This is a genomic window from Kitasatospora sp. NPDC002522, assembly GCF_053595195.1.
In genome coordinates, this window is the sequence record NZ_JBSFXE010000012.1 from 64025 (window position 1) to 84156 (window position 20132).

At 71.7% G+C, this 20132-nt stretch carries 16 protein-coding genes, 1 tRNA gene, 1 pseudogene and 1 riboswitch; of the genes and pseudogenes, 6 read left to right on the top strand and 12 right to left on the bottom strand.

Annotated elements, in window-relative coordinates; translation table 11 throughout:
- Positions 1-416: 416 nt before the first annotated feature.
- A complete protein-coding gene (locus ACWD4U_RS12890) occupies positions 417-1817 on the bottom strand; it encodes a cystathionine beta-synthase (RefSeq protein WP_363451877.1) in 1401 nt (466 codons plus the stop codon).
- A gap of 179 nt (positions 1818-1996) precedes the next feature.
- On the opposite strand from ACWD4U_RS12890, the gene ACWD4U_RS12895 reads away from it, so the two are divergent.
- The 3 genes from ACWD4U_RS12895 (at position 1997) to ACWD4U_RS12905 (ending at position 5563) form a co-directional block, all read left to right on the top strand.
- Positions 1997-3076 (top strand): SGNH/GDSL hydrolase family protein, encoded by a 1080-nt coding sequence (locus ACWD4U_RS12895; protein ID WP_363451879.1) that lies wholly within the window; start codon positions 1997-1999, stop codon positions 3074-3076.
- Positions 3077-3132: 56 nt separating this feature from the next.
- Complete coding sequence (locus ACWD4U_RS12900) at positions 3133-4353, top strand: acetyl-CoA C-acetyltransferase (protein WP_363451881.1); 1221 nt, start codon at positions 3133-3135, stop codon at positions 4351-4353.
- 298 nt (positions 4354-4651) lie between these two features.
- Entirely contained in the window at positions 4652-5563 is a 912-nt protein-coding gene (locus tag ACWD4U_RS12905) for a hypothetical protein (protein ID WP_363451883.1), read from the top strand.
- A 101-nt stretch (positions 5564-5664) separates the two neighbouring features.
- Here ACWD4U_RS12905 and ACWD4U_RS12910 read toward each other — a convergent pair whose 3' ends face one another.
- Together ACWD4U_RS12910 and ACWD4U_RS12915 are read right to left on the bottom strand one after the other, a co-directional pair.
- Positions 5665-6024, bottom strand: coding sequence for a hypothetical protein (locus ACWD4U_RS12910; RefSeq protein ID WP_449787181.1), 360 nt, complete (start codon positions 6022-6024; stop codon positions 5665-5667).
- 80 nt (positions 6025-6104) lie between these two features.
- On the bottom strand, positions 6105-6986 hold the full coding sequence (locus tag ACWD4U_RS12915) for a Bax inhibitor-1/YccA family protein (protein WP_363451885.1): 882 nt from the start codon (positions 6984-6986) through the stop codon (positions 6105-6107).
- Positions 6987-7146: 160 nt separating this feature from the next.
- On the opposite strand from ACWD4U_RS12915, the gene ACWD4U_RS12920 reads away from it, so the two are divergent.
- The gene (locus tag ACWD4U_RS12920; protein ID WP_363451887.1) at positions 7147-7674 is read left to right on the top strand and encodes a peptidylprolyl isomerase; all 528 of its coding nucleotides are present in this window, start codon (positions 7147-7149) and stop codon (positions 7672-7674) included.
- Between the two features lie 69 nt (positions 7675-7743).
- Here ACWD4U_RS12920 and ACWD4U_RS12925 read toward each other — a convergent pair whose 3' ends face one another.
- Together ACWD4U_RS12925 and ACWD4U_RS12930 are read right to left on the bottom strand one after the other, a co-directional pair.
- A complete protein-coding gene (locus ACWD4U_RS12925) occupies positions 7744-10302 on the bottom strand; it encodes an ABC transporter permease (protein WP_363451889.1) in 2559 nt (852 codons plus the stop codon).
- A gap of 57 nt (positions 10303-10359) precedes the next feature.
- Entirely contained in the window at positions 10360-11133 is a 774-nt protein-coding gene (locus tag ACWD4U_RS12930; protein ID WP_363451890.1) for an ABC transporter ATP-binding protein, read from the bottom strand.
- Positions 11134-11469: 336 nt separating this feature from the next.
- Here ACWD4U_RS12930 and ACWD4U_RS12935 point away from each other — a divergent pair.
- Together ACWD4U_RS12935 and ACWD4U_RS12940 are read left to right on the top strand one after the other, a co-directional pair.
- Positions 11470-11551: transfer RNA gene (locus ACWD4U_RS12935), tRNA-Leu, on the top strand.
- A gap of 113 nt (positions 11552-11664) precedes the next feature.
- Positions 11665-12108: a DNA-binding protein gene (locus ACWD4U_RS12940; protein WP_363451892.1), complete on the top strand. Its 444-nt coding sequence runs from the start codon at positions 11665-11667 to the stop codon at positions 12106-12108.
- 163 nt (positions 12109-12271) lie between these two features.
- Here ACWD4U_RS12940 and ACWD4U_RS12945 read toward each other — a convergent pair whose 3' ends face one another.
- From ACWD4U_RS12945 to ACWD4U_RS12975, 7 genes and pseudogenes are all read right to left on the bottom strand, one after another.
- The gene (locus tag ACWD4U_RS12945) at positions 12272-13642 is read right to left on the bottom strand and encodes an NAD(P)/FAD-dependent oxidoreductase (protein ID WP_363451894.1); all 1371 of its coding nucleotides are present in this window, start codon (positions 13640-13642) and stop codon (positions 12272-12274) included.
- 397 nt (positions 13643-14039) lie between these two features.
- Positions 14040-14978: a Ppx/GppA phosphatase family protein gene (locus ACWD4U_RS12950; protein WP_363451896.1), complete on the bottom strand. Its 939-nt coding sequence runs from the start codon at positions 14976-14978 to the stop codon at positions 14040-14042.
- Positions 14979-15112: 134 nt separating this feature from the next.
- Positions 15113-15604 (bottom strand): annotated as a pseudogene (locus ACWD4U_RS12955) (DUF501 domain-containing protein); the annotation flags it as partial.
- A 41-nt stretch (positions 15605-15645) separates the two neighbouring features.
- Entirely contained in the window at positions 15646-16089 is a 444-nt protein-coding gene (locus tag ACWD4U_RS12960) for an FtsB family cell division protein (protein WP_363451898.1), read from the bottom strand.
- Positions 16090-16185: 96 nt separating this feature from the next.
- The gene (gene eno, locus ACWD4U_RS12965; protein WP_363451900.1) at positions 16186-17466 is read right to left on the bottom strand and encodes a phosphopyruvate hydratase; all 1281 of its coding nucleotides are present in this window, start codon (positions 17464-17466) and stop codon (positions 16186-16188) included.
- Positions 17467-17676: 210 nt separating this feature from the next.
- Entirely contained in the window at positions 17677-18372 is a 696-nt protein-coding gene (locus ACWD4U_RS12970) for a transglycosylase family protein (protein WP_363451902.1), read from the bottom strand.
- Between the two features lie 3 nt (positions 18373-18375).
- Positions 18376-18562, bottom strand: a riboswitch (cyclic di-AMP (ydaO/yuaA leader).
- A gap of 247 nt (positions 18563-18809) precedes the next feature.
- The gene (locus ACWD4U_RS12975; protein ID WP_363451904.1) at positions 18810-20069 is read right to left on the bottom strand and encodes a cytochrome P450 family protein; all 1260 of its coding nucleotides are present in this window, start codon (positions 20067-20069) and stop codon (positions 18810-18812) included.
- Between the last annotated feature and the right edge of the window lie 63 nt (positions 20070-20132).

Below are 20132 nucleotides of genomic sequence, written 5' to 3' on the forward strand. Positions count from 1 at the left end.
CCGGAACACGGCGACGGCCGGCCCCGGGAAACCCGGGACCGGCCGTCGTTACCTCCGTGCGGACTCCCCCACCCGGGAGCTCACGGAGCCGCGCCTTGCGGCGCGATGGTGCCGCGGGAGCCGCCGCACCCTGCACGGAGCAGGGGCGGGACGACGGCGGTCCCACGGTCCGACGGACGCGTCGGCCGGGTCAGGGCCGGCCCGTCGCGTCCGCGGTGACCTGCGAGGTCGGGGAGCCGCTCCCGCCCACCGCCTGTCACCGAGTCCGGCGTCTTGCCGATGACTCAACGATGCACGAGCCGTGTTAACCCGGTGATGCGCAGTTGTGACGTCCGGGTACCAACCGACCGGGATCGGGCGTTTCACCCGGGCGGCGGGCAACGGCCCCTGACCTCACGTCAGGGGCCGACGGCGGGTCAGTGGCCGGCCCGGGCGGTCAGGAAGGCCAGCAGGTCCTGCCGGGTCACGATGCCCTGCGGCTTGCCCTCGACCAGCACCACCACCGCGTCCGCCTTCTCCAGCACGGCCATCAGGTTGGTCACCGACTCGCCGGAGCCGACCACCGGCAGCGGCTTGGACATCACCTTGTCCAGGCTGTCGGTGAGCTGGATGCGCTGCGCGAACAGGCCCTCCAGCAGCTCGCGCTCGACGATCGAGCCGACCACCTCGCCGGCCATGATGTCGGGGTGCCCGGCACCCGGGGAGACCACCGGCATCTGCGAGACGCCGAAGTCGCGCAGCACCCGGACCGCCTCCGCGACGGTCTCACCCGGGTGCATGTGCACGAACTGCGGGATGCCCTCGTGCTCGATGGCGTCCTTGCGGGCCAGCACCTCGCCGATGTGCGCCTCGTCGGTGGCGGTCGGCAGGAAGCCGTAGTCGGCCATCCAGTCGTCGTTGAAGATCTTCGACAGGTAGCCGCGGCCGCCGTCCGGCAGCAGCACCACGACGACGTCGTCCGGCCCGAGCTCGCGGGCCACCTCCAGCGCCGCCACCACGGCCATCCCGCAGGAACCGCCGACCAGCAGGCCCTCCTCCTTGGCCAGGCGGCGGGTCATCTGGAACGAGTCCTTGTCGGAGACCGCGACGATCCGGTCCGCGACCTCGCGGTCGTAGGCGGTGGGCCAGAAGTCCTCGCCGACACCCTCGACCAGGTACGGGCGGCCGGTGCCGCCGGAGTAGACCGAGCCCTCAGGGTCGGCGCCGATCACCTGGACCGTGCCGCCGGACGCCTCCTTCAGGTACTTGCCGGTGCCGGAGATGGTGCCGCCGGTGCCGACGCCCGCCACGAAGTGGGTGATCTTCCCGTCGGTCTGCTCCCACAGCTCCGGGCCGGTGGAGTGGTAGTGCGAGGCCGGGTTGTCCGGGTTGGAGTACTGGTCCGGCTTCCAGGCGTTCGGGGTCTCCCGGACCAGGCGGTCGGAGACGTTGTAGTACGAGTCCGGGTGCTCGGGCGCGACGGCGGTCGGGCAGACCACCACCTCGGCGCCGTACGCCCGGAGGGTGTTGATCTTGTCCGTGGAGACCTTGTCAGGGCAGACGAAGATGCACTTGTAGCCCTTCTGCTGGGCCACGATGGCCAGTCCCACGCCGGTGTTGCCACTGGTGGGCTCCACGATGGTGCCGCCCGGCTTCAGCGCGCCGGAGGCCTCCGCCGCCTCGATCATCCGCATCGCGATCCGGTCCTTCACCGAACCGCCCGGGTTGAAGTACTCCACCTTGGCCAGCACGGTGGCGCTGATGCCGTCGGTGACCTTGTTGAGCTTCACCAAGGGGGTGTTGCCGACCAGCTCGATGATCGAATTGTGGTACCGCACGGGGGTCCTCCCGGTCCGTGGCATCACTGTGCATTTTTCCTGGATGCCCCCAGCCTAGGGCCGTTCCCGCGGGCGACGGCGCAGCCGGGTGAGTGGTTCGGCGGCGGGCGCCGGTACGGGGTACGGGGAAGCGGGTACCACGGGGGTAGCGGTGTGCGGTGCAGAGAGGGGGTCGCGTGATGACCGGATCGCAGGCGTCCAGGGCCCGGGTGGCGCGGCGGATCGCCACGGCGGCGGCGTACGGCGGCGGCGGGCTGGGGCTGCTGGGGGTCGGCCTGGCGGGGGTGCTGCTGACCGAGAGCCGGATGGCGATCCGGGCGATCGGAGTGCTGGAGGGGGATCCGCCGCGGGCCGACGGGCTGTACGGGGAGGCGTTCGCGGAGCCCTCCGACCGCCGGGCCCCGCTGGTGCTGGCGTTCCTGGGCGATTCCACGGCGGCGGGTCTGGGGGTGCAGCGGGCGCAGGAGACGCCGGGCGCGCTGCTCGCGTCGGGGCTGGCGTCGGTCGCCGAGCGCCGGGTGCGGATGGTGAACGTGGCGAGGTCGGGCGCGCGCTCCGCGGACCTGGCCGCGCAGGTGGAGGCGGCGCTGCCGCACCGGCCGGACGTGGCGGTGCTGATGGTGGGCGCGAACGACGTGACCCGGCACGCGCCGGCCGCGCGCAGCGTGCGGGAGCTGGGCGAGGCGGTGGGGCGGCTGACCACGGCGGGCTGCCGGGTGGTGGTGGGCACCTGCCCGGACCTGGGGACGATCAAGCCGGTGCGGCCGCCGCTGCGCTGGGTGGCGCGGCGGCTCAGCCGGCAGCTGGCGGCGGCGCAGACCATCGCGGTGGTCGAGGCGGGCGGGCGGACGGTGTCGCTGGGGTCGCTGCTGGGCCCGGAGTTCGCGGCCCGGCCGGAGATGTTCGCGGCGGACCGCTACCACCCGTCGGCGCAGGGCTACGCGACGGCGTCGATGGCGCTGCTGCCCTCGGTCTGCGCGGCGCTGGAGCTGTGGCCGCAGGACGACCCGAACGCGGCGGTGGAGCCGCAGGCGGTGCTGCCGGTGGCGGTGGCCGCGGCCGCGGCGGCCGGGCGCTCGGGCACCGAGGTGACGGCGGCCGGGCCGGCCAACGGGACCTGGCGGTGGGCGACGCTCAAGCACCGGTTCCGGCTGGCGCTGCCCGCCGCGCAGCTGCCGGCGGAGGACGCCGGCCAGGGGCCCCTCGCGTCAGCCAATTCACATCCGGAGGCGGATGACGCCGGGGCTACCAAGCGGTAACTTTCGGGGTGATCCGGCCGGATCGTGTCCCGAGGTCACTCAGCGAGGAGCCCGTCATGCCCGAAGCCGTCATCGTCAGCGCCGCCCGTTCGCCGATCGGCCGGGCCTTCAAGGGCTCGCTGAAGGACATCCGCCCGGACGACCTGACCGCGCAGATCATCTCCGCCGCGCTGGCGAACGTCCCGCAGTTGGACCCGCGGGAGATCGACGACCTGATGCTCGGCTGCGGCCTGCCCGGCGGCGAGCAGGGCCACAACCTGGCCCGGATCATCGCGGTGCAGATGGGGATGGACTACCTGCCGGGCGCCACCATCACCCGGTACTGCTCGTCCTCGCTGCAGACCACGCGGATGGCGCTGCACGCGATCAAGGCGGGCGAGGGCGACGTCTTCCTGTCGGCCGGTGTGGAGACCGTCTCGCGTTCGATCAACGGCACCTCGGACGGCATGCCGGGCACCATGAACCCGCTCTTCGACGAGGCGCAGGCGCGCACGAAGTCCCGCGCGGAGAACGGCGGCGGCGAGTGGCACGACCCGCGCGAGGACGGGCTGCTGCCGGACGCGTACATCGCGATGGGCCAGACCGCGGAGAACCTGGCCGCGCTGAAGGGGATCACCCGGGCCGAGCAGGACGAGTTCGGCGTGCGCTCGCAGAACCTGGCGGAGGCGGCGATCAAGGCCGGCTTCTGGCAGCGCGAGATCACCCCGGTGACGCTGCCGGACGGCACCGTGGTCAGCGCGGACGACGGCCCGCGCGCGGGCGTGACGGTGGAGGGCGTCTCCGGTCTGAAGCCGGTGTTCCGCCCGGACGGCACGGTGACCGCCGGTAACTGCTGCCCGCTGAACGACGGCGCGGCCGCGCTGGTGATCATGTCGGACACCAAGGCCCGCGAGCTGGGCATCACCCCGCTGGCCCGGGTGGTCTCCACCGGCGTCTCCGGCCTCTCCCCCGAGATCATGGGCTACGGCCCGGTCGAGGCCTCCAAGCAGGCCCTGCGGCGGGCCGGCCTGTCCATCTCCGACATCGACCTGGTGGAGATCAACGAGGCGTTCGCGGCTCAGGTCATCCCCTCCTACCGGGACCTCGGCATCGACCTGGACCGACTGAACGTCAACGGCGGCGCGATCGCGGTCGGCCACCCGTTCGGCATGACCGGCGCCCGGATCACCACCACCCTGATCAACTCCCTGCAGTGGCACGACAAGCAGTTCGGTCTGGAGACCATGTGCGTCGGCGGCGGCCAGGGCATGGCGATGGTCATCGAGCGCCTGAGCTGACCCCGACGGGGCGCGGACGGGCAACGTGACGGGCGTCTCACCCGTCTGGAGTCACGCTCCGTAATTGAGGGCCGGATCACACCGCGGGTGCGATCCGGCCCGTTTTTTCGCCTCCGCGGACCGTTTTGTCGACGCACCGGATTGGATCAACTCCGCAGCGTAGAACGGTATTACCTAACAATTTGAGGACAAGTAGGAAAGTCACCGACAAATCCGACATCAGCCACTGCAGTAACGGCCGTCGATACGGCAGTGTGGAGACGTAACCCCGTTCCGCTCCTCGTTGGGAGTACGTTCCGTGAGCGTCGTCTACCTCTCCCTGCTGATCGTCCTGATCGCCCTGACCGCCGGCGTCCTGCTCCACCTGCGCACCCTGGCGCGGAAGTTGGACGCACCCCGGCCCGCCCCGCAGCTCGACGAAGCGCTGATACGCCGCGCCGTCGCGGAGGCGCTGGCCGTCGACCGGGAGCGGGAGATCACCGAGGCCCGGGCGTTCTGGGCCGAGCAGGAGGCGCGCGCCGCCGAGGACTCCCCGTTGTTCGACAGCCCGTTGACCACCATCGGCGAGGAGTGGCCGATCTTCTTCCCCCGCCCCACCGGCCCGCAGGAGGCGGCCGACAACGGCGGTGTGATGGACCCCGAGTTCGGCGAGGCGCTGCGCAACGCGCTGGAGGACCTCATCAAGGACGGCCCGATCGCGCCGACTTCGGCCGAGGGCGGCCTGCGGCACCCGTCCCAGGGCGGCGGCGCCCCCGTCCCGGTCGACTCCGGCGACGTGAAGGCGCGCCGCGAGGCCGACCTGCTGGCCACCGGCCTGGAGGCCGGGCTGCTGGACACCGAGCCCGAGCCGGCCACCGCCCCGGACCCGCGCCGCCACCCCTCGCACCCGGACTTCGTGCCCAGCCCGACCCCGTCCCGCGAGTGGACCGACGACCGGCTGACCGCGCTCGCCGACGAGAAGATCGCGCTCACCGACGTCCGCCCCGGCCCGCTGGGCACCCTCGACGTGTACGCCTTCGCCGACGGCACCACGCTGTGCGTCGCCCCCGGCGACCGCGAGGCCGCCTACCGGCTGATCGACGCGGTCCGGGCCGGCGAGGACGTCCGGCTGCTCGGCGGCTCCCGGTTCTCGGGCTCCTACTCGCTGACCTTCTCCACCGACGACGAGACCGTCTACGTGCTGGCCGACCGGGTGGTCGCCTCCATCTGACCCGTCGCCGTCCCACCGAACGGGGCGCCGACCGCGCGGCAAGGGGTTGCCCGCGCGGTCGGCGCCCCGTTCGGCGTTCCCGACGATCCGTCAGGCGCCGGTCAGGCGACGGCCGTCTCGGTCCGCTCCAGGTCCGCGAGCGCGGCGGCCAGCTGCTCCGGGTGGCCTGCCGCGGCGGCGGCCAGGTCGTGGCCGGTGACGGCGATCTGGTCGCCGACCGCGAACGCCCCGGCGTCCGGGACGTCCAGCGGCGCCAGCCCCTCCAGTGCCCGGCCGACCTCCGCGAACCGGCGGGCCAGCGCCAACGCCGCGGCGGCGCGCGAGCGGTGGCCCGGCACCGCGCCCAGCAGCCGGCTCTGCGGCATCGCCCGGAAGCGGTCGGCGAGCCGGTCCACGGCGGCGGTCAGCTGCGCCGGGGTCGGCTGCGCGGTGGAGGGCTGGGCGGGCGGGTGCTCGGACATGGAGCCGAGGGTATCCCGACCCGCGGCGGGCCCCCGGGGAACCGTTTCCCCGGGGGCCCGCCGCCGCGTCACCGCGCGGATCAGTCGTCGCCGCGCAGGATGGCGATCAGGCGCAGCATCTCCAGGTAGATCCAGACCAGCGAGACGGTCAGCCCGAAGGCCGCCCGCCAGGACTCCCGCTCGGGGGCGCCGCCGCGGATGCCCTCCTCGATCGAGGCGAAGTCCAGGGTCAGGAAGAACGCGCCGAGCGCGATCGCGATCAGGCCGACCACGATGCCCAGCGGGCCGGAGCGCAGGCCCATGTCCGCGCCGAACAGCAGCGCCACCGAGTTGACCACCATCAGCACCAGGAACCCGATCGCGATGGTGATGCCGATCCGGGCGTACCGCGGGGTGACCCGGATGCGGCCGCTCTTGTAGGCGATCAGGGTGGCCGCGAAGACGGCCGTGGTGCCCAGCACCGCCTGGATCGCGATGCCCGGCCAGACGGTGTTGAACGCCTTGCTGATCGCGCCCAGGAAGAAGCCCTCCAGGGCGGCGTAGGTGAGGATCAGCGCCGGGTTCACGCTGCGCTTGAAGCTGACCACCATGCCGACCACGAACGCGGCGAAGGCCGCGATCCCGGCCGCCGCGAAGTTCTCGGCGGGCATCGTGAACCAGGCCACGGCGCCGGCCGCGACCAGCGTCAGCAACGTCATCGCCGTCCGGGCGACCACGTCGTCCATGGTCATCCGGCCGGTCTGCGCCGGGCCGGCGGACGGGGCGCCGTACATCTCGGCGAGCTGCTGGTCGGTCAGCGGCTCGGTGGCGGCCCGCTGGCCGCCGTAGGGGTTGTTGCCGTACGGGTTGTTGGCGTACGGGTCGCCCGCGCGGGGCGGCGCCGCCTGCGTGCCGAATCCCGCGTACTGGTTGTCGCGGGTGAAGGACCCCTCCCGCGAGAAGACCGGGTTGCTGCTTCTCATCTCAAATTCCCTCCGGGGCGGCACGGAACCACCCACACAGACCACAAGGGTAATGTCTTGGCAAAGTATTCCGCGTACGCCGCGAGGAGGATTACCTGAACACCTCGCGACCGGGCAGGGTGGGCCCGGAACTGACTGACTCTCAGGAAGGTGCGCACGGATGGCCGAGGAACTGTACGCCACGCTGAAGACCAACAAGGGCGACATCGTGGTGCGGTTGCTGCCGAACCACGCCCCCAAGACGGTGAAGAACTTCGTCGAGCTGGCCACCGGCGAGCGGCAGTGGACCGACCCGAACACCGGGCAGCCGAGCAACGCGCCGCTGTACGACGGGACGGTCTTCCACCGGGTGATCGAGGGCTTCATGATCCAGGGCGGCGACCCGCTCGGGAACGGCACCGGCGGCCCGGGCTACAAGTTCGCCGACGAGTTCCACCCCGACCTCGCCTTCACCAAGCCCTACCTGCTGGCGATGGCCAACGCCGGCCCGGGCACCAACGGCTCGCAGTTCTTCGTCACGGTCGGCGCGACCACCTGGCTGACCGGCAAGCACACCATCTTCGGCGAGGTGGTCGACGAGGCCAGCCAGAAGGTCGTGGACGCGATCGCCACCGCCGAGACCAACCCGCGCAACGACCGCCCGGTCCAGGACGTGGTGATCGAGAAGGTGGTCGTCGAGACCCGCTGAGCCCGATGCGCGCGAGCCGCCCGTCCCGGAGTGCTCCGGGGCGGGCGGCTCGCGTGTGCCGACGGTGGATCAGTCGGTCTTGATGCTGGCGAGGATGTCCATCCGGGACGCCCGGCGGGCCGGCCACAGGGCGGCGACCACGCCCACCAGGGCGGCCAGGGCGAGGAAGAGCAGCACGCTGCCGTAGGGGATCACGGTGGTCAGTCCCTTCAGGTCGGAGGCCAGGATCCGGGTCGAGGCCCAGGCCAGGAAGCAGCCGAGCAGGATGCCGATGAAGGCGCCGAAGACCGAGATCACCACGGACTCCAGGCGGACCATCCGCTTGATGCCGCGCCGCTCCAGGCCGATCGCCCGCAGCATGCCGATCTCGCGCTTGCGCTCGAACACCGACATCGCCAGCGTGTTGACCACGCCGAGGATCGCGATGATCACCGCCATGCCGAGCAGGCCGTACATGATGTTGAGCATCGTGGAGATGATCCGGCTGAAGTCGTCGGCCATGTCCTGCTTGGTGTCGACCTTGATCACCGGGTTGCTGCCGGTGGCGTCCTTGATCGACTGCTTGACGGCGGCGCTCGCACCGTCGCCGGACTTCACCAGGATCCGCTCCACGTACGGGTCCGGTTCGTGCTGGGAGATCACGGAGTTGGGCGCGACGATCGGCGAGAGGTTGTCGTTGCGCTCGAAGACGCCGCCGACGGTGAGGCTGCCGGTGCTCCGGTCGTCGTAGTTCACCTTGACGGTGGAGCCGACGGCGAGGTTCAGGTTCTTGGCGACCTCGTCGTTGACCAGGATCTGACCCTGCTTCAGGGCGTCGGTGGTGCCGGTGCGCAGGTCGAGCGAGACCACCTGATCGAAGGCGGCGGCGTCGAAGCCCTGCACGGCGCGGCTCTTGCCCTCGATGTCCCAGTAGACGTCGGTGACGGCGCTGGCCGCGGTGACCCCGGAGGCCTTGGCCACCAGCGGGACCAGGTCGGTGGAGACCGGGTGGCCGTTGGCCATGCTGACCGAGTAGTCGGCCTTCATGGAGCCGGAGACCGCCTTGGCGACGGCCGAGTTGACCGAGGTGCCGATCACGGTGAGCGCGGTGACCAGGGTCAGGCCGATGGTCAGCGCGGCGGCGGTGGTGGCGGTGCGGCGCGGGTTGCGCACCGCGTTCAGCCGGGCCAGCTTGCCGGGCATCCCGAACAGCCGGGCCAGCAGCGGGCCGACCAGGGCGATCACCGGACGGGACAGCAGCGGCAGCAGGATGAAGATGCCGATCAGCGCGAGCGGGGCGCCGAACTCCAGCATGTGCTGGGCGTTGCTGCCCTTCTGGAAGGCGCCGGCCAGGATCAGGCCGAGGCCGCCGCCGGCGATCACGCCGCCGATCGCGTTGCGGATCACCAGGCTGCGCTGGGAGGTGGGCTGCTCGCCGCTGCTCATCGCGGCGACCGGGGGGATCCGGGAGGCGCGGATCGCGGGCAGCAGCGCGGAGAGCACGGTGACCACGACGCCGACCACCAGGGTGCCGATGACGGTGACCGGGGCGATCACCAGCGAACCGGTCGGCAGGCCGGAGTTGACGGCGTGCAGGGCCGCCTGCATGCCCGCGCCGATCCCGATGCCGGCCAGCAGGCCGGTGACGGAGGCGATCACGCCGATGGCCAGCGCCTCGACCAGTACCGACTTGGTGACCTGGCCGCGGCTGGCGCCGACCGCCCGCAGCAGCGCCAACTCCTTGATGCGCTGGGCGATCAGCATGGTGAAGGTGTTGACGATGATGAAGATGCCGACGAAGAGCGAGATGCCGGCGAACACCAGCAGCATGGTCTTCATCCCGCTGACCGAGCTGGCGACCATCGCGGTCTGCTCGTCCTTGAGCTCCTGGCCGGTCTGCAGCGCGACCTGCCTGGTCTCCGCCACCTTGCTCCTGGCCTGGTCGAGCAGCTGGGTCTCGGTGGTGCCCGGCTTGGCGGTCAGCACGATCGCGCTGTACTGGCCGGGGGTGAGCAGCCGCTGCTGGGCGGTGGCGGTGTCCATCAGGACCAGGGTGCCGCCGGAGCTGACCTCGGGGTCGTCGGTGGTGAAGACGCCGGTCAGGGTGGTGTTGACGGCGGCGCCGTTGCCGGCGATCCGGACGGTGTCGCCGACCTTGTAGCCGGCCTTCTCGGCGGCCTGCGCGTCGATGGCGATCTCGCCGGCGGCGCGCGGGCCGCGGCCCTCGGCCATCGGGTAGCGGGAGTCCTGGCCGCTCGCGTCGGGGGCGAAGTTGACGCCGCGTGAGTTCCACGCCTCGCCGAGCAGGTTGCCCTTCTTGTCGGCGATGCCGGTGAAGCCGGAGACCACGCCGCGGGCGTGCGCGGTGCCGGGCAGCGCGGCGAGCTGCTTGACGGTGGCGTCGGTGAGCGTGTTGGCGGCCTTGTCGCCCGGGTCCTTGGCGGGCCGGTCGCCGTCCGCGTTGTGGTCGGCGACCTGCACGGAGACGTCGCTGAAGCTCTTGGAGTAGCTGTTGCGCATGGCCTGGCCCACGGTGTCCGAGAACACCAGGGTGCCGGCGACGAAGGCGGTGCCGAGCATGACGGCCAGTGCCGTCATCAGCAGTCGGCCCTTGTGGGCGAGCACGTTGCGCAGTGCGGTGCGATACATGGGGTCAGTCCTGGGGTGGTCGGGTCGGTCCGGCGCGGCGGGCGTCAGCTGCCGGCGTCAGCTGGTGCGGCCCTTGGCGTCGAAGCGACGCATCCGGTCGAGGACGGTGTCGGCGGTCGGCGCGACCAGCTCGTCGACGATCCGGCCGTCGGCGAGGAAGACCACCCGGTCCGCGTAGGAGGCGGCGACCGGGTCGTGGGTGACCATCACCACGGTCTGGCCGAGCTCGCGGACCGAGTTGCGCAGGAAGGAGAGGATCTCCGCGCCGGAGCGGGAGTCCAGGTTTCCGGTGGGCTCGTCGGCGAAGACGATCTCCGGCTTGGAGGCCAGCGCCCGGGCGCAGGCGACGCGCTGCTGCTGGCCGCCGGAGAGCTGCGAGGGGCGGTGCGAGAGCCGGCCCGACAGGCCGACCGTCTCCACCACCCGGTCGAGCCACGCCTGGTCGACCTTGCGCCCGGCGATGTCCATCGGGAGGGTGATGTTCTCCAGCGCGGTCAGCGTGGGCAGCAGGTTGAAGGCCTGGAAGACGAAGCCGATCTTGTCCCGGCGCAGCCGGGTGAGCTGCTTGTCGCGCAGCCCGACCAGTTCGGTGTCGCCGATGGTGGCGGAGCCGGAGGAGACGGTGTCCAGGCCGGCCATGCAGTGCATCAGGGTGGACTTGCCGGAGCCGGAGGGCCCCATGATGGCGGTGAACTCGCCCTGCCCGAACGCCACCGAGACGTCGTCGAGCGCGACGACGCGGGTCTCGCCCTCGCCGTAGACCTTGTTCAGACCGGTGGCGCGGGCCGCTGCCAGACCGGTGTGGGCTGCGTACGCGGTCGAGGTGCTCACGGTGGGGACTCCTGTCCGGAGAGGGTGGGCGGGGTGTGGTGGGCGGTCGGGAGGAGTTCCCGACCGCTATCCCATCCTCGCCTCGACGATCATGGTTCCTCGTCGCTCCGCCGAACGGTTGGCCCACCCCCGCCAGGCGTACGAGCACCGCGGACGTCTCCTCCTGCGGTATGACCCGGGCCCTGAGAGCGGCGAGTGGCCGAGAACCGTCGAGCCGTGGCCGAAAGTGCGGACGCTTCGTCAGATGGCATGGAAGCATGACAACTTCCGGCCCGGGAAATATGCGAAACCCCCGACCGGCCGACTAGGCTCAGCCTCAAGTTCGCCGTGCCCCAGGCCCAGATGGTGGAACGCAGACACGGGCAGCTTAAAACTGCTTGGCCGAGAGGCCGTGCCGGTTCGAGTCCGGCTCTGGGCACTCCCATGTGCACTCGTAGTGACCTGCTGTGACCGCTCGGATGCGCGAGTGTTGAACGAAGTGTTCACAAGAATTCGTTGACGTCGGTCCGTTTGCTGCGCATGCTGGACGGCATGACCGAGAACCCCGAACCGGCCACCGACCCGTTCGCTCCCCCGCAGGCCGAGGAGGCCCGGGCCCAGCGGGTGTACGCCTCGCTGTTCCGGATCGCCGGGCGGCACGGTGCGACCGAGCAGCAGCGGCGGCGCCAGGTGAACCAGGCCATGGTGGGGCCGCACGAGGCGGTGCGGCTGGTGGCGTTCCTGCTGAGCGGGGCGGCGCTGGCGGAGGACGGCGAGCCCGAGGTCGACCGGGCGGACGTCACCGCGGCGCTCACCCTGCTGCCGCTGGTGCGGGCCGAACTCGACGAGCTGGAGGCCGGGTTGCTGAAGATGGCGCGCGGGCGCGGGATGACCTGGCAGGAGATCGCGTTCGGCCTCGGCCTGGGCACCCCGCAGGCGGCCCGGCAGCGGCACGAGCGGCTCACCGACCGGACCGCCGCCGACGGCGAGGCCTGAGGACGCCCGAAGGCCCCACCGCGGGGGCGGTGGGGCCTTCGTCAACTGCTGTTGTACTCCGCCCGGTTGACGCAACCGGCTGAGCACCACGGAGGTCGTGGTCCGGCTGCGCTGCCGGGCGGAGGGCCTCCGACTCGTACCCGCGTGGGGCGGGTCTGGTCGCTTACTTGCTGGCGGCGAGCTCCTTGGCGGGAGCGGCCTGGGCGACGACGGGCTTCGGCGCGGGGCCGGCCGCCTCCTGGAACGCGTCGAAGGGCTTCTCCATCTCGGAGAGGCCGACCGTCTCGCGCTTGAGGAACATCGCCAGGGTCCAGTCGGTGAAGACCCGGATCTTGCGGTTCATGGTCGGGACCATCGCACCGTGGTAGGCGCGGTGGAACCACCAGGCGAGGCGGCCCTTGAGCTTGACCTTGCCGAACAGGATGGCCACGCCCTTGTGCAGGCCGAGGCCGGCCACCGCGCCGAGGTTCTTGTGCTTGTACTCGGCCTGCGGGAAGCCGCGCATGCCCGCGACGACGTTGTCGCCGAGGACGGCCGCCTGACGGACGGCGTGCTGCGCGTTCGGCGGGCACCAGGCGCCCTCACCGGCGGCCAGGTCCGGGACCTGGGCGTTGTCGCCGGCCGCCCACACGTAGTCGAAGCCCTGGACCTGCAGGGTCGGCTTGGTGTCGACGTGGCCGCGCGGGCCCAGCGGGAGGCCGAAGCGCGAGACCACCGGGTTCGGCTTGACGCCGGCCGTCCACACGATGGTGGAGGCGTCGAACTCCATGCCGTTCTTCAGCACCACGTGCTGGTCGACGCAGGAGTCCATCGAGGTCTCGATGTAGACCTCGATGTTCCGCTCCTCCAGCCGGCCCTTGGTCCACAGACCGAGGTCCGGGCCCATCTCGGGGAGGATGCGGTTGGCGGCCTCGACCACGACGAAACGCATGTCGTCACGGCTGACGGTCTTGTAGATCTTGGCGGCGTCGCGCGCCATGTCCTCGATCTCGGCGATCGTCTCGATGCCGGCGAAGCCGCCGCCGATGACGACGAACGTCAGCGCCTTGCGGCGGACGTCCTCGTCGGCGGTGGACTCGGCCTTGTCGAGCTGCGCCATGACGTGGTTGCGGAGGCTGATCGCCTCCTCGACCGTCTTCATGCCGATGCCGTGCTCCGCCAGACCCGGGATCGGGAAGGTGCGGGAGACCGAGCCGGTCGCCACGACCAGGTACTCGAAGGGCAGTTCGTAGGAGTCGCCGGCCGCGGGCTGGATGGTGGCGACCTTGCGGGCGTGGTCCACATCGGTCACGTGACCGGTGAGCACCTCCGCCTTCTTGAGGGCGCTGCGCAGCGGGGCGACGAGGTTGCGAGGGGCGACGTTGCCGCCGGCCGCCTCGGGAAGGAAGGGCAGGTACGTCATGTACGACCGCGGGTCGACGACCGTGACGGTCGCTTCGCCGTAGCGCATCTTCTTGAGGATGCGCATCGCGGCATACAGGCCGACGTAACCACCGCCGACAATGAGGATGCGAGGACGCTCCGTGGTGCTCATATCCGAAAGTATCCACCCCCACCTGACGCACCATTCGTGAGGCCCGTCACAAGGTCCTGGACACCGGGTGCTACACTACGCGCCCACATCCGCCCGGCCTCGGCGCGCGCTCACCGCCGCCGGCCCGCCGCGGTGAGCGGACCGGCGGATAGGGCCTCGCTGAGCAGCAACGATCCCCGTACCGCACGGGTTCCCGGGTGTGAATTCGATTTCCACCCCGTGAACGTCAGGTGACCTGCGATCCCACGGGCAACCCGCCGACGGAGCCTTCGGTCCCACATATCGGACGGACCGGACACCGGAGTGCGACGAAAGGCTGGATCCCCATGTGAAGAAATTCACGAAGGTTCTTCGCCGACACGCCGGGAGGGCCCGCCGGGCGGGCCGGGCGGGCCCGTCAGGCGATGCTCCAGGCGATTCCGTCGAGGATGTCGTGCTCGCTGACGAGCAGTTCGGGGGCCCCGGTGCGCTCCATGATCTCCAGCAGGACGAGCGCCCCCGCGGCGATCACGTCGACCCGGCCGGGGTGCATGACGGGGATCGCGGCGCGCTCGGCGTGCGAGGAGTGCAGCAGCCACTCGGCGGTCTCCCGGACCTGCTCCACGCCGAGCACCGCGTGGTGGATCAGCTCGGAGTCGTAGCCGGGCAGCTCCAGGGCGATCCCGGCGACCGTGGTGACGGTGCCGGCCAGGCCGACCAGGGTGGCGCCGGAGTCCAGCGGGACGTGCCGGGCCACGGTGTCCAGGGCGGCCCGGATGTCGGCCCGGGCGGCGGCGATCTGCGCCTCGGACGGCCGTCCCCCGCCGCCGAGGTGACGCTCCGTCATCCGCACGCAGCCGATGTCCATGGAGTAGCCGGCCCGGACGTCCCGCTCGCCGAGCACGAACTCGGTGGAGCCGCCGCCGAGGTCGAAGACCAGGTACGGCGGGCGGTGCGGGCCGCCGAGCAGTTCGCGGGTGGCGCCGGTGAAGGAGAGCCGGGCCTCCTCGTCGCCGCTGACCACGCTCGGGGTGATGCCGAGGATCTCCTTGACCCCGGCGGTGAACTCGGCCGCGTTCTCGGCGTCCCGGGAGGCGGAGGTGGCGACCATCCGGATCCGGTCCGGGGCGACGCCGTACCCGGCGATCACCTCCGCGTACTCGCGGCAGGCGGCGAAGGTCCGGGCCAGCGCCTCGGGGTGCAGTCGGCCGGTCTGGTCGACGCCCTGGCCGAGCCGGACGATCAGCATCCGCCGGTCCAGGTCGGTGATGTCCCCGGTGGCCGGGTCGAGGTCGGCGATCAGCAGGCGGATCGAGTTGGTGCCGCAGTCGATGGCGGCGACCCGGATGGCGGTCACGACTCGTCAGCTCCCTCGGGGTCGGCGGCGTCCTCGGCGGCGGCCTTGCGGGCGGCCCGCTCGGCGGTCAGCGCCTCCTTGGCGGCGATCACCGCCTCGTGGTCCTGGGCCTTGGCCTGGTTGCGGGCGACCCGCTCACCGGCGGCCTGCACCTCGGCCGGGGAGACGCACGGGCCCTTGGCCCACCAGTCCTCCAGCAGGCCGAGCGCCTCGTCGCCGAGCGGGTTGACCCCCTCGCCGGCCGCCAGCGAGTGGCCGGCCAGCACGTGCAGGCACTTCACCCGGTCCGGCATGCCGCCGGCGCTGGGGAAGCCCTCCAGCACCTCGATGGCGTCCCGGCGGGCGATGTAGTCCTCGTGGGCCCGCCGGTAGGCGGCGGCGAGCTCCGGGTCCTCGGCGAGCCGGGCGGTCTGCTCCTTCATCACGCCGTCCGCCTCCAGGGTGCCGATCAGCGAGGCGGCCCTGGGGCAGGTCAGGTAGTAGAGCGTGGGGAACGGCGTGCCGTCGGGCAGCCGGGGGGCGGTCTCCACCACGTCGGGGTTGCCGCAGGGGCAGCGGTGGGCGACGGCGCGCAGTCCGCGCGGCACCCGGCCGAGCTGGGCGGCGATCGCGGCGATGTCGTGCTCGGAGACGGGAGGGTTCTGGTTGCTCATCAGGGGTCTGTTCGTCAGGGGGACTTGGGGGCGGGGGCGGCGGCGTCGGCGGCGGTGTCCACGGAGTCCCAGAACACCGAGTACCAGGGCCGCAGCGCCTTCGGTCGGGCGGTGTCCGCGGCGTCCGCGGAGGAGGGCCGGGCACCGGGCGAGGGCTGCGGGTCGACCGAGACGAACGGGGTCTCGCCGGGCAGCGCGTAGTGCAGCCGCTCCCGGGCCTGCGCCTTGACGTACTCGGGGTCCTGCCAGCGAGCCCGGTCGCGGCGGAGCTCCTCGACCTGCTGGCGGGCGTGTTCGGCCTTGGCCCGCTGGGCGGCGATCTCCTCGCGCTGGGCGATGAACTGCCGGGTGGGATAGGCGAGTATCGCCACGAGCGAGCACAGCACCAGGACCAGGACGGTGGCCCGGCTGGTGAAGCGCGGTCGCGCCGCCAGTCCCGGGATCCTCCACTTGGCCATCTGCTCACCCCTCCTGCGCATGCCGGTGCCCCGGCCCCCACCCTACGCGGTGGGAGCCGGGGCATCCGGTCACAACAGGCTCGGCGGGGAGCCGGATCAGCCCTTGAAGCGCGGGAAGGAGGAACGACCCGCGTACTCCGCGGCGTCGTCGAGGATCTCCTCGATGCGCAGCAGCTGGTTGTACTTGGCGACGCGCTCGGAGCGGGCCGGGGCGCCGGTCTTGATCTGGCCGCAGTTGGTGGCGACGGCGAGGTCGGCGATGGTGACGTCCTCGGTCTCGCCGGAGCGGTGCGACATCATGCAGCGGTAGCCGTTGCGCTGGGCCAGCTCGACGGCGTCCAGGGTCTCGGTGAGCGAGCCGATCTGGTTGACCTTCACCAGCAGCGCGTTGGCGGTGCCGGTCTCGATGCCCTTACGCAGGCGCTCCGGGTTGGTGACGAACAGGTCGTCACCGACCAGCTGGACCTTGTCGCCGATCGCGTCGGTGATGGCCTTCCAGCCGTCCCAGTCCGACTCGTCCAGCGGGTCCTCGATGGAGACCAGCGGGTAGTCGGCGACCAGCTCGGCGTAGTACGCGATCAGGTCGGCCGAGGAGAGCGCCTTGCCCTCGAACTGGTAGGCGCCGTCCTTGAAGAACTCGGAGGCGGCGACGTCCAGGGCGAGCGCGACGTCCTTGCCCGGGGTGTAGCCGGCCTTCTTGATGGCCTCGGTGATGAGGTCGAGGGCCTCGCGGTTGGAGTCCAGGTTCGGGGCGAAGCCGCCCTCGTCGCCCAGGCCGGTGGAGAGCCCGCGCTCCTTCAGCACGCCCTTGAGGGTGTGGTAGACCTCGACGCCCCAGCGGACGGCCTCGGAGAAGGTCTCCGCGCCGATCGGGGCGATCATGAACTCCTGGATGTCGACGTTGGAGTCCGCGTGCGAGCCGCCGTTGAGGATGTTCATCATCGGGACCGGCAGCACGTGGGCGTTCGGGCCGCCCAGGTAGCGGAACAGCGGCAGGTCGCTGGCCTCGGAGGCGGCGTGCGCGACGGCGAGGGAGACGCCGAGGATCGCGTTGGCGCCGAGCGAGGACTTGTCCGGGGTGGCGTCCAGGTCGAGCATCGCCTGGTCGATCAGCCGCTGCTCGGTGGCGTCGTAGCCGACCAGCTCGGGGCCGATCTGCTCGATCACGGCGAGGACGGCCTTCTCGACGCCCTTGCCGAAGTAGCGGTTCTTGTCGCCGTCGCGGAGCTCCAGCGCCTCGAACGCGCCGGTGGAGGCGCCCGACGGGACAGCGGCACGACCGGTGCTGCCGTCGTCGAGACCGACCTCGACCTCGACCGTGGGGTTGCCGCGGGAGTCGAGGATCTCACGGGCTACGACGACATCAATGGACGGCACGAGGCATCTCCTAGCGGAAGCGGATGTGTGGTCGTTACGACCTGAGCCTAGCCCTACACCGCCCCGCGGCCACGTCCGGCCGGGCCTCGTCTCACGGTGTGGCACCGCTACTCACTGGTAGTTCACCTGATTGCCCGCAGGCCCGGGGCCCCGGACGGCGCGAACTGCCCTGCGCACGCCCGGGGCGGACGGACCGTCAGGCGCCGCGCGTCACAGCGCGAGCACCTGGCCGGGGAGGATGAGGTCCGGGTTGTCGCCGATCACCCGGCGGTTGGCCTGGTAGAGCTGCTCCCAGCCGCCGGGGAGGCTGCGGGCCGCGGCGATGCCGGAGAGGGTGTCGCCCTCGATCACGGTGTAGCCGCCGGCGGCGGGCGCGGGGGTCTCCGCGGCCGGCGGCTGGGCGGCGGGCTCGGACTGGGCCGGCTTGGCGGCGGGCTTCGAGGGCTTGGGGGACGGCTTGACGGCCGGCGCGGCCGGGCGCTCCTGCGAGCGGGAGACGGTGTCGTCCGAGGTGTCGGCCACCTCGCCGCCGCGGCTGAGGCCGGCCCGCACCGAGCAGACCGGCCAGGCGCCGGGGCCCTGGGAGGCCAGGACCCGCTCGGCGACCGCGATCTGCTGGGCGCGGCTGGCCTGGTCGGCGCGGCCCGCGTACTGGCCGCCGCCGTAGGCGCGCCAGGTGGAGGAGCTGAACTGCAGGCCGCCGTAGTAACCGTTTCCGGTGTTGATGCTCCAGTTGCCGCCGCTCTCGCACTGGGCCACGCGGTCCCAGACGGAGCTCGGGGCGGCTGCCGCTCCGGCGGCGGCGAGCAGGGGCAGGGCCAGGCCGACCGAGACCACGCCGGCGGCGGCGATGACCTTCTCGGCCTTGGTACTGCGTCGGTGACGGCCGGTACCGGTAACTGCCATGGGATGTCCTCTCCGCACGCCTGCGAGGTGAGCTGTCGGGTTCGGACCGGGAGGCTGGCCCGGCCACCCGGTGGTCACGGACGCGTGTGCGTCCACCTCCGGGCGGCTTCACCCCTAGCCGCTGGGACGGCGGCGGTCATACGTGGTTCCCCCGCTCCTGTCCGGGTCGATGACTCGGTGGCCCGAGGACGCGGCGGACAGGACTCGGCGTACCGCGTTCGGGGCCCGCTGCTGCGAGCAGATCGGAGAGTAGGCAGAGCTGACGGGCAATCACAAGCTCATATCACCGGCATCACGCCGAAATCACGAACCTCTACGGCTCGTACACAGAGCATCCATATATGTCCGGTTTCGTCCGTGTGGGGAGTGCGGCGCGCGCCCCCGTCCGACGCGCCGTCAGCCACTGCGAACGGGGGTTCGGACGGTTCGAAACGGCGTCAGCGGGGTGTGAAGGAGACCGGGAGGTCGCGCAGACCGCGCATGATCAGGCCGCCGCGCCAACGCAGTTCGGACGGGTCCGCGGCCAGCCGCAGGTCCGGCAGCCTGGTCAGTAGGCTGCCGATCGCGCGCTGGCCCTCAAGTCGGGCCAGCGGGGCGCCGATGCAGTAGTGGATACCGTGTCCGAAACCGAGGTGCGGATTGTCCGCCCGGGCCAAGTCGAGGGTGTTCTCGTCCGAGAACCGGGCCGGGTCGCGGTCGGCCGCGGCCAGCACCACCAACACCGGGTCGCCGACCGGGATCTCCACCCCGCCGATCCGCAGCGGAGCGGTGGCGAACCGCCAGGTGGCCAGCTCGACCGGGCCGTCGTATCGCAGCAGCTCCTCGATCCCGGTCTCCAGCAGGCCGGTCTCTCCGCGGTCCAACGAAGCTTGCAGGCGCTGGAGTTGGTCGGGATTGCGGAGCAGTGCGTACACGCCGTTGCCGACTAGATTGATGGTGGTCTCGAATCCCGCAAAAAGCAAGATGAAGGCCATCGCCGCGGCCTCGTTCTCGGTGAGGTGCTCACCGTGGTCACTGGCCCGGATCAGACCGGAGATCAGGTCGTCGCCGAGGTCGGCCCGCTTGCGGTGGATCAACTCGGCCAGGTAGCTCTGGATCCGCTTCACCGCGCGGCCCACTCCCCCGCGCCGGGCGCCGGTCTGGCCCGGCTTCGTGTGTCGCAGCATCATGCCGGCCCAGTCGCACAGGTCGTCCTGGTCCTCCTCGGGCACGCCGAGGAGCTCGCAGATCGCGTAGATCGGCAGCGGGAAGGCGAGTTCGTGGATCAGGTCGGCCTCGCCGCGGGCGGCGAAGGAGTCGATCAGCCGGTCGGTGAGCTGCTGCACGCGCGGTTCGAACTCGGCCACCCGGCGCGGGGTGAACGCCTTGGACACCAGCCGGCGCAGCCGGGTGTGGTCCGGCGGGTCGATGTTCAGCAGATGGGTCATCAGGTCGGCCTGCCGCTCGCCCGGGATGCCCACCCGGCCGGTGCGGTGCGCCTGCCCGCTGTGGTGCGCCGGGTTCTTCGACAGCCGGGCGTCCGCCAGCGCCTGCCGGGCGTCCGCGTACCGGGTGACCAGCCACGCCTCCACCCCGCTCGGCAGCGTGGTGCGGTGCACCGGCGCGTGCTGGCGCAGCCAGGCGTACGCCGGGTACGGGTCGGCCGCGAACTCCCAGGTGAAGAGTTCCGGCTGCGTGGGGTGGGGCGTGTGGGACATGTCTTGACCGTATCCAAAGGCTCCGCCGCGTGAGTCTGGTCACCTGGCGGGTAATCCCTGTTG

Coding starts and splice junctions, on each gene's coding strand:
- ACWD4U_RS12940 (WP_363451892.1), top strand. CDS start 11,665: ATGACCGAGAACCCCGAACCGGCCACCGACCCGTTCGCTCCCCCGCAG.
- ACWD4U_RS12945 (WP_363451894.1), bottom strand. CDS start 13,642: ATGAGCACCACGGAGCGTCCTCGCATCCTCATTGTCGGCGGTGGTTAC.
- ACWD4U_RS12925 (WP_363451889.1), bottom strand. CDS start 10,302: ATGTATCGCACCGCACTGCGCAACGTGCTCGCCCACAAGGGCCGACTG.
- ACWD4U_RS12915 (WP_363451885.1), bottom strand. CDS start 6,986: ATGAGAAGCAGCAACCCGGTCTTCTCGCGGGAGGGGTCCTTCACCCGC.
- ACWD4U_RS12970 (WP_363451902.1), bottom strand. CDS start 18,372: ATGGCAGTTACCGGTACCGGCCGTCACCGACGCAGTACCAAGGCCGAG.
- ACWD4U_RS12975 (WP_363451904.1), bottom strand. CDS start 20,069: ATGTCCCACACGCCCCACCCCACGCAGCCGGAACTCTTCACCTGGGAG.
- ACWD4U_RS12900 (WP_363451881.1), top strand. CDS start 3,133: ATGCCCGAAGCCGTCATCGTCAGCGCCGCCCGTTCGCCGATCGGCCGG.
- ACWD4U_RS12920 (WP_363451887.1), top strand. CDS start 7,147: ATGGCCGAGGAACTGTACGCCACGCTGAAGACCAACAAGGGCGACATC.
- ACWD4U_RS12910 (WP_449787181.1), bottom strand. CDS start 6,024: ATGTCCGAGCACCCGCCCGCCCAGCCCTCCACCGCGCAGCCGACCCCG.
- ACWD4U_RS12895 (WP_363451879.1), top strand. CDS start 1,997: ATGACCGGATCGCAGGCGTCCAGGGCCCGGGTGGCGCGGCGGATCGCC.
- ACWD4U_RS12960 (WP_363451898.1), bottom strand. CDS start 16,089: ATGGCCAAGTGGAGGATCCCGGGACTGGCGGCGCGACCGCGCTTCACC.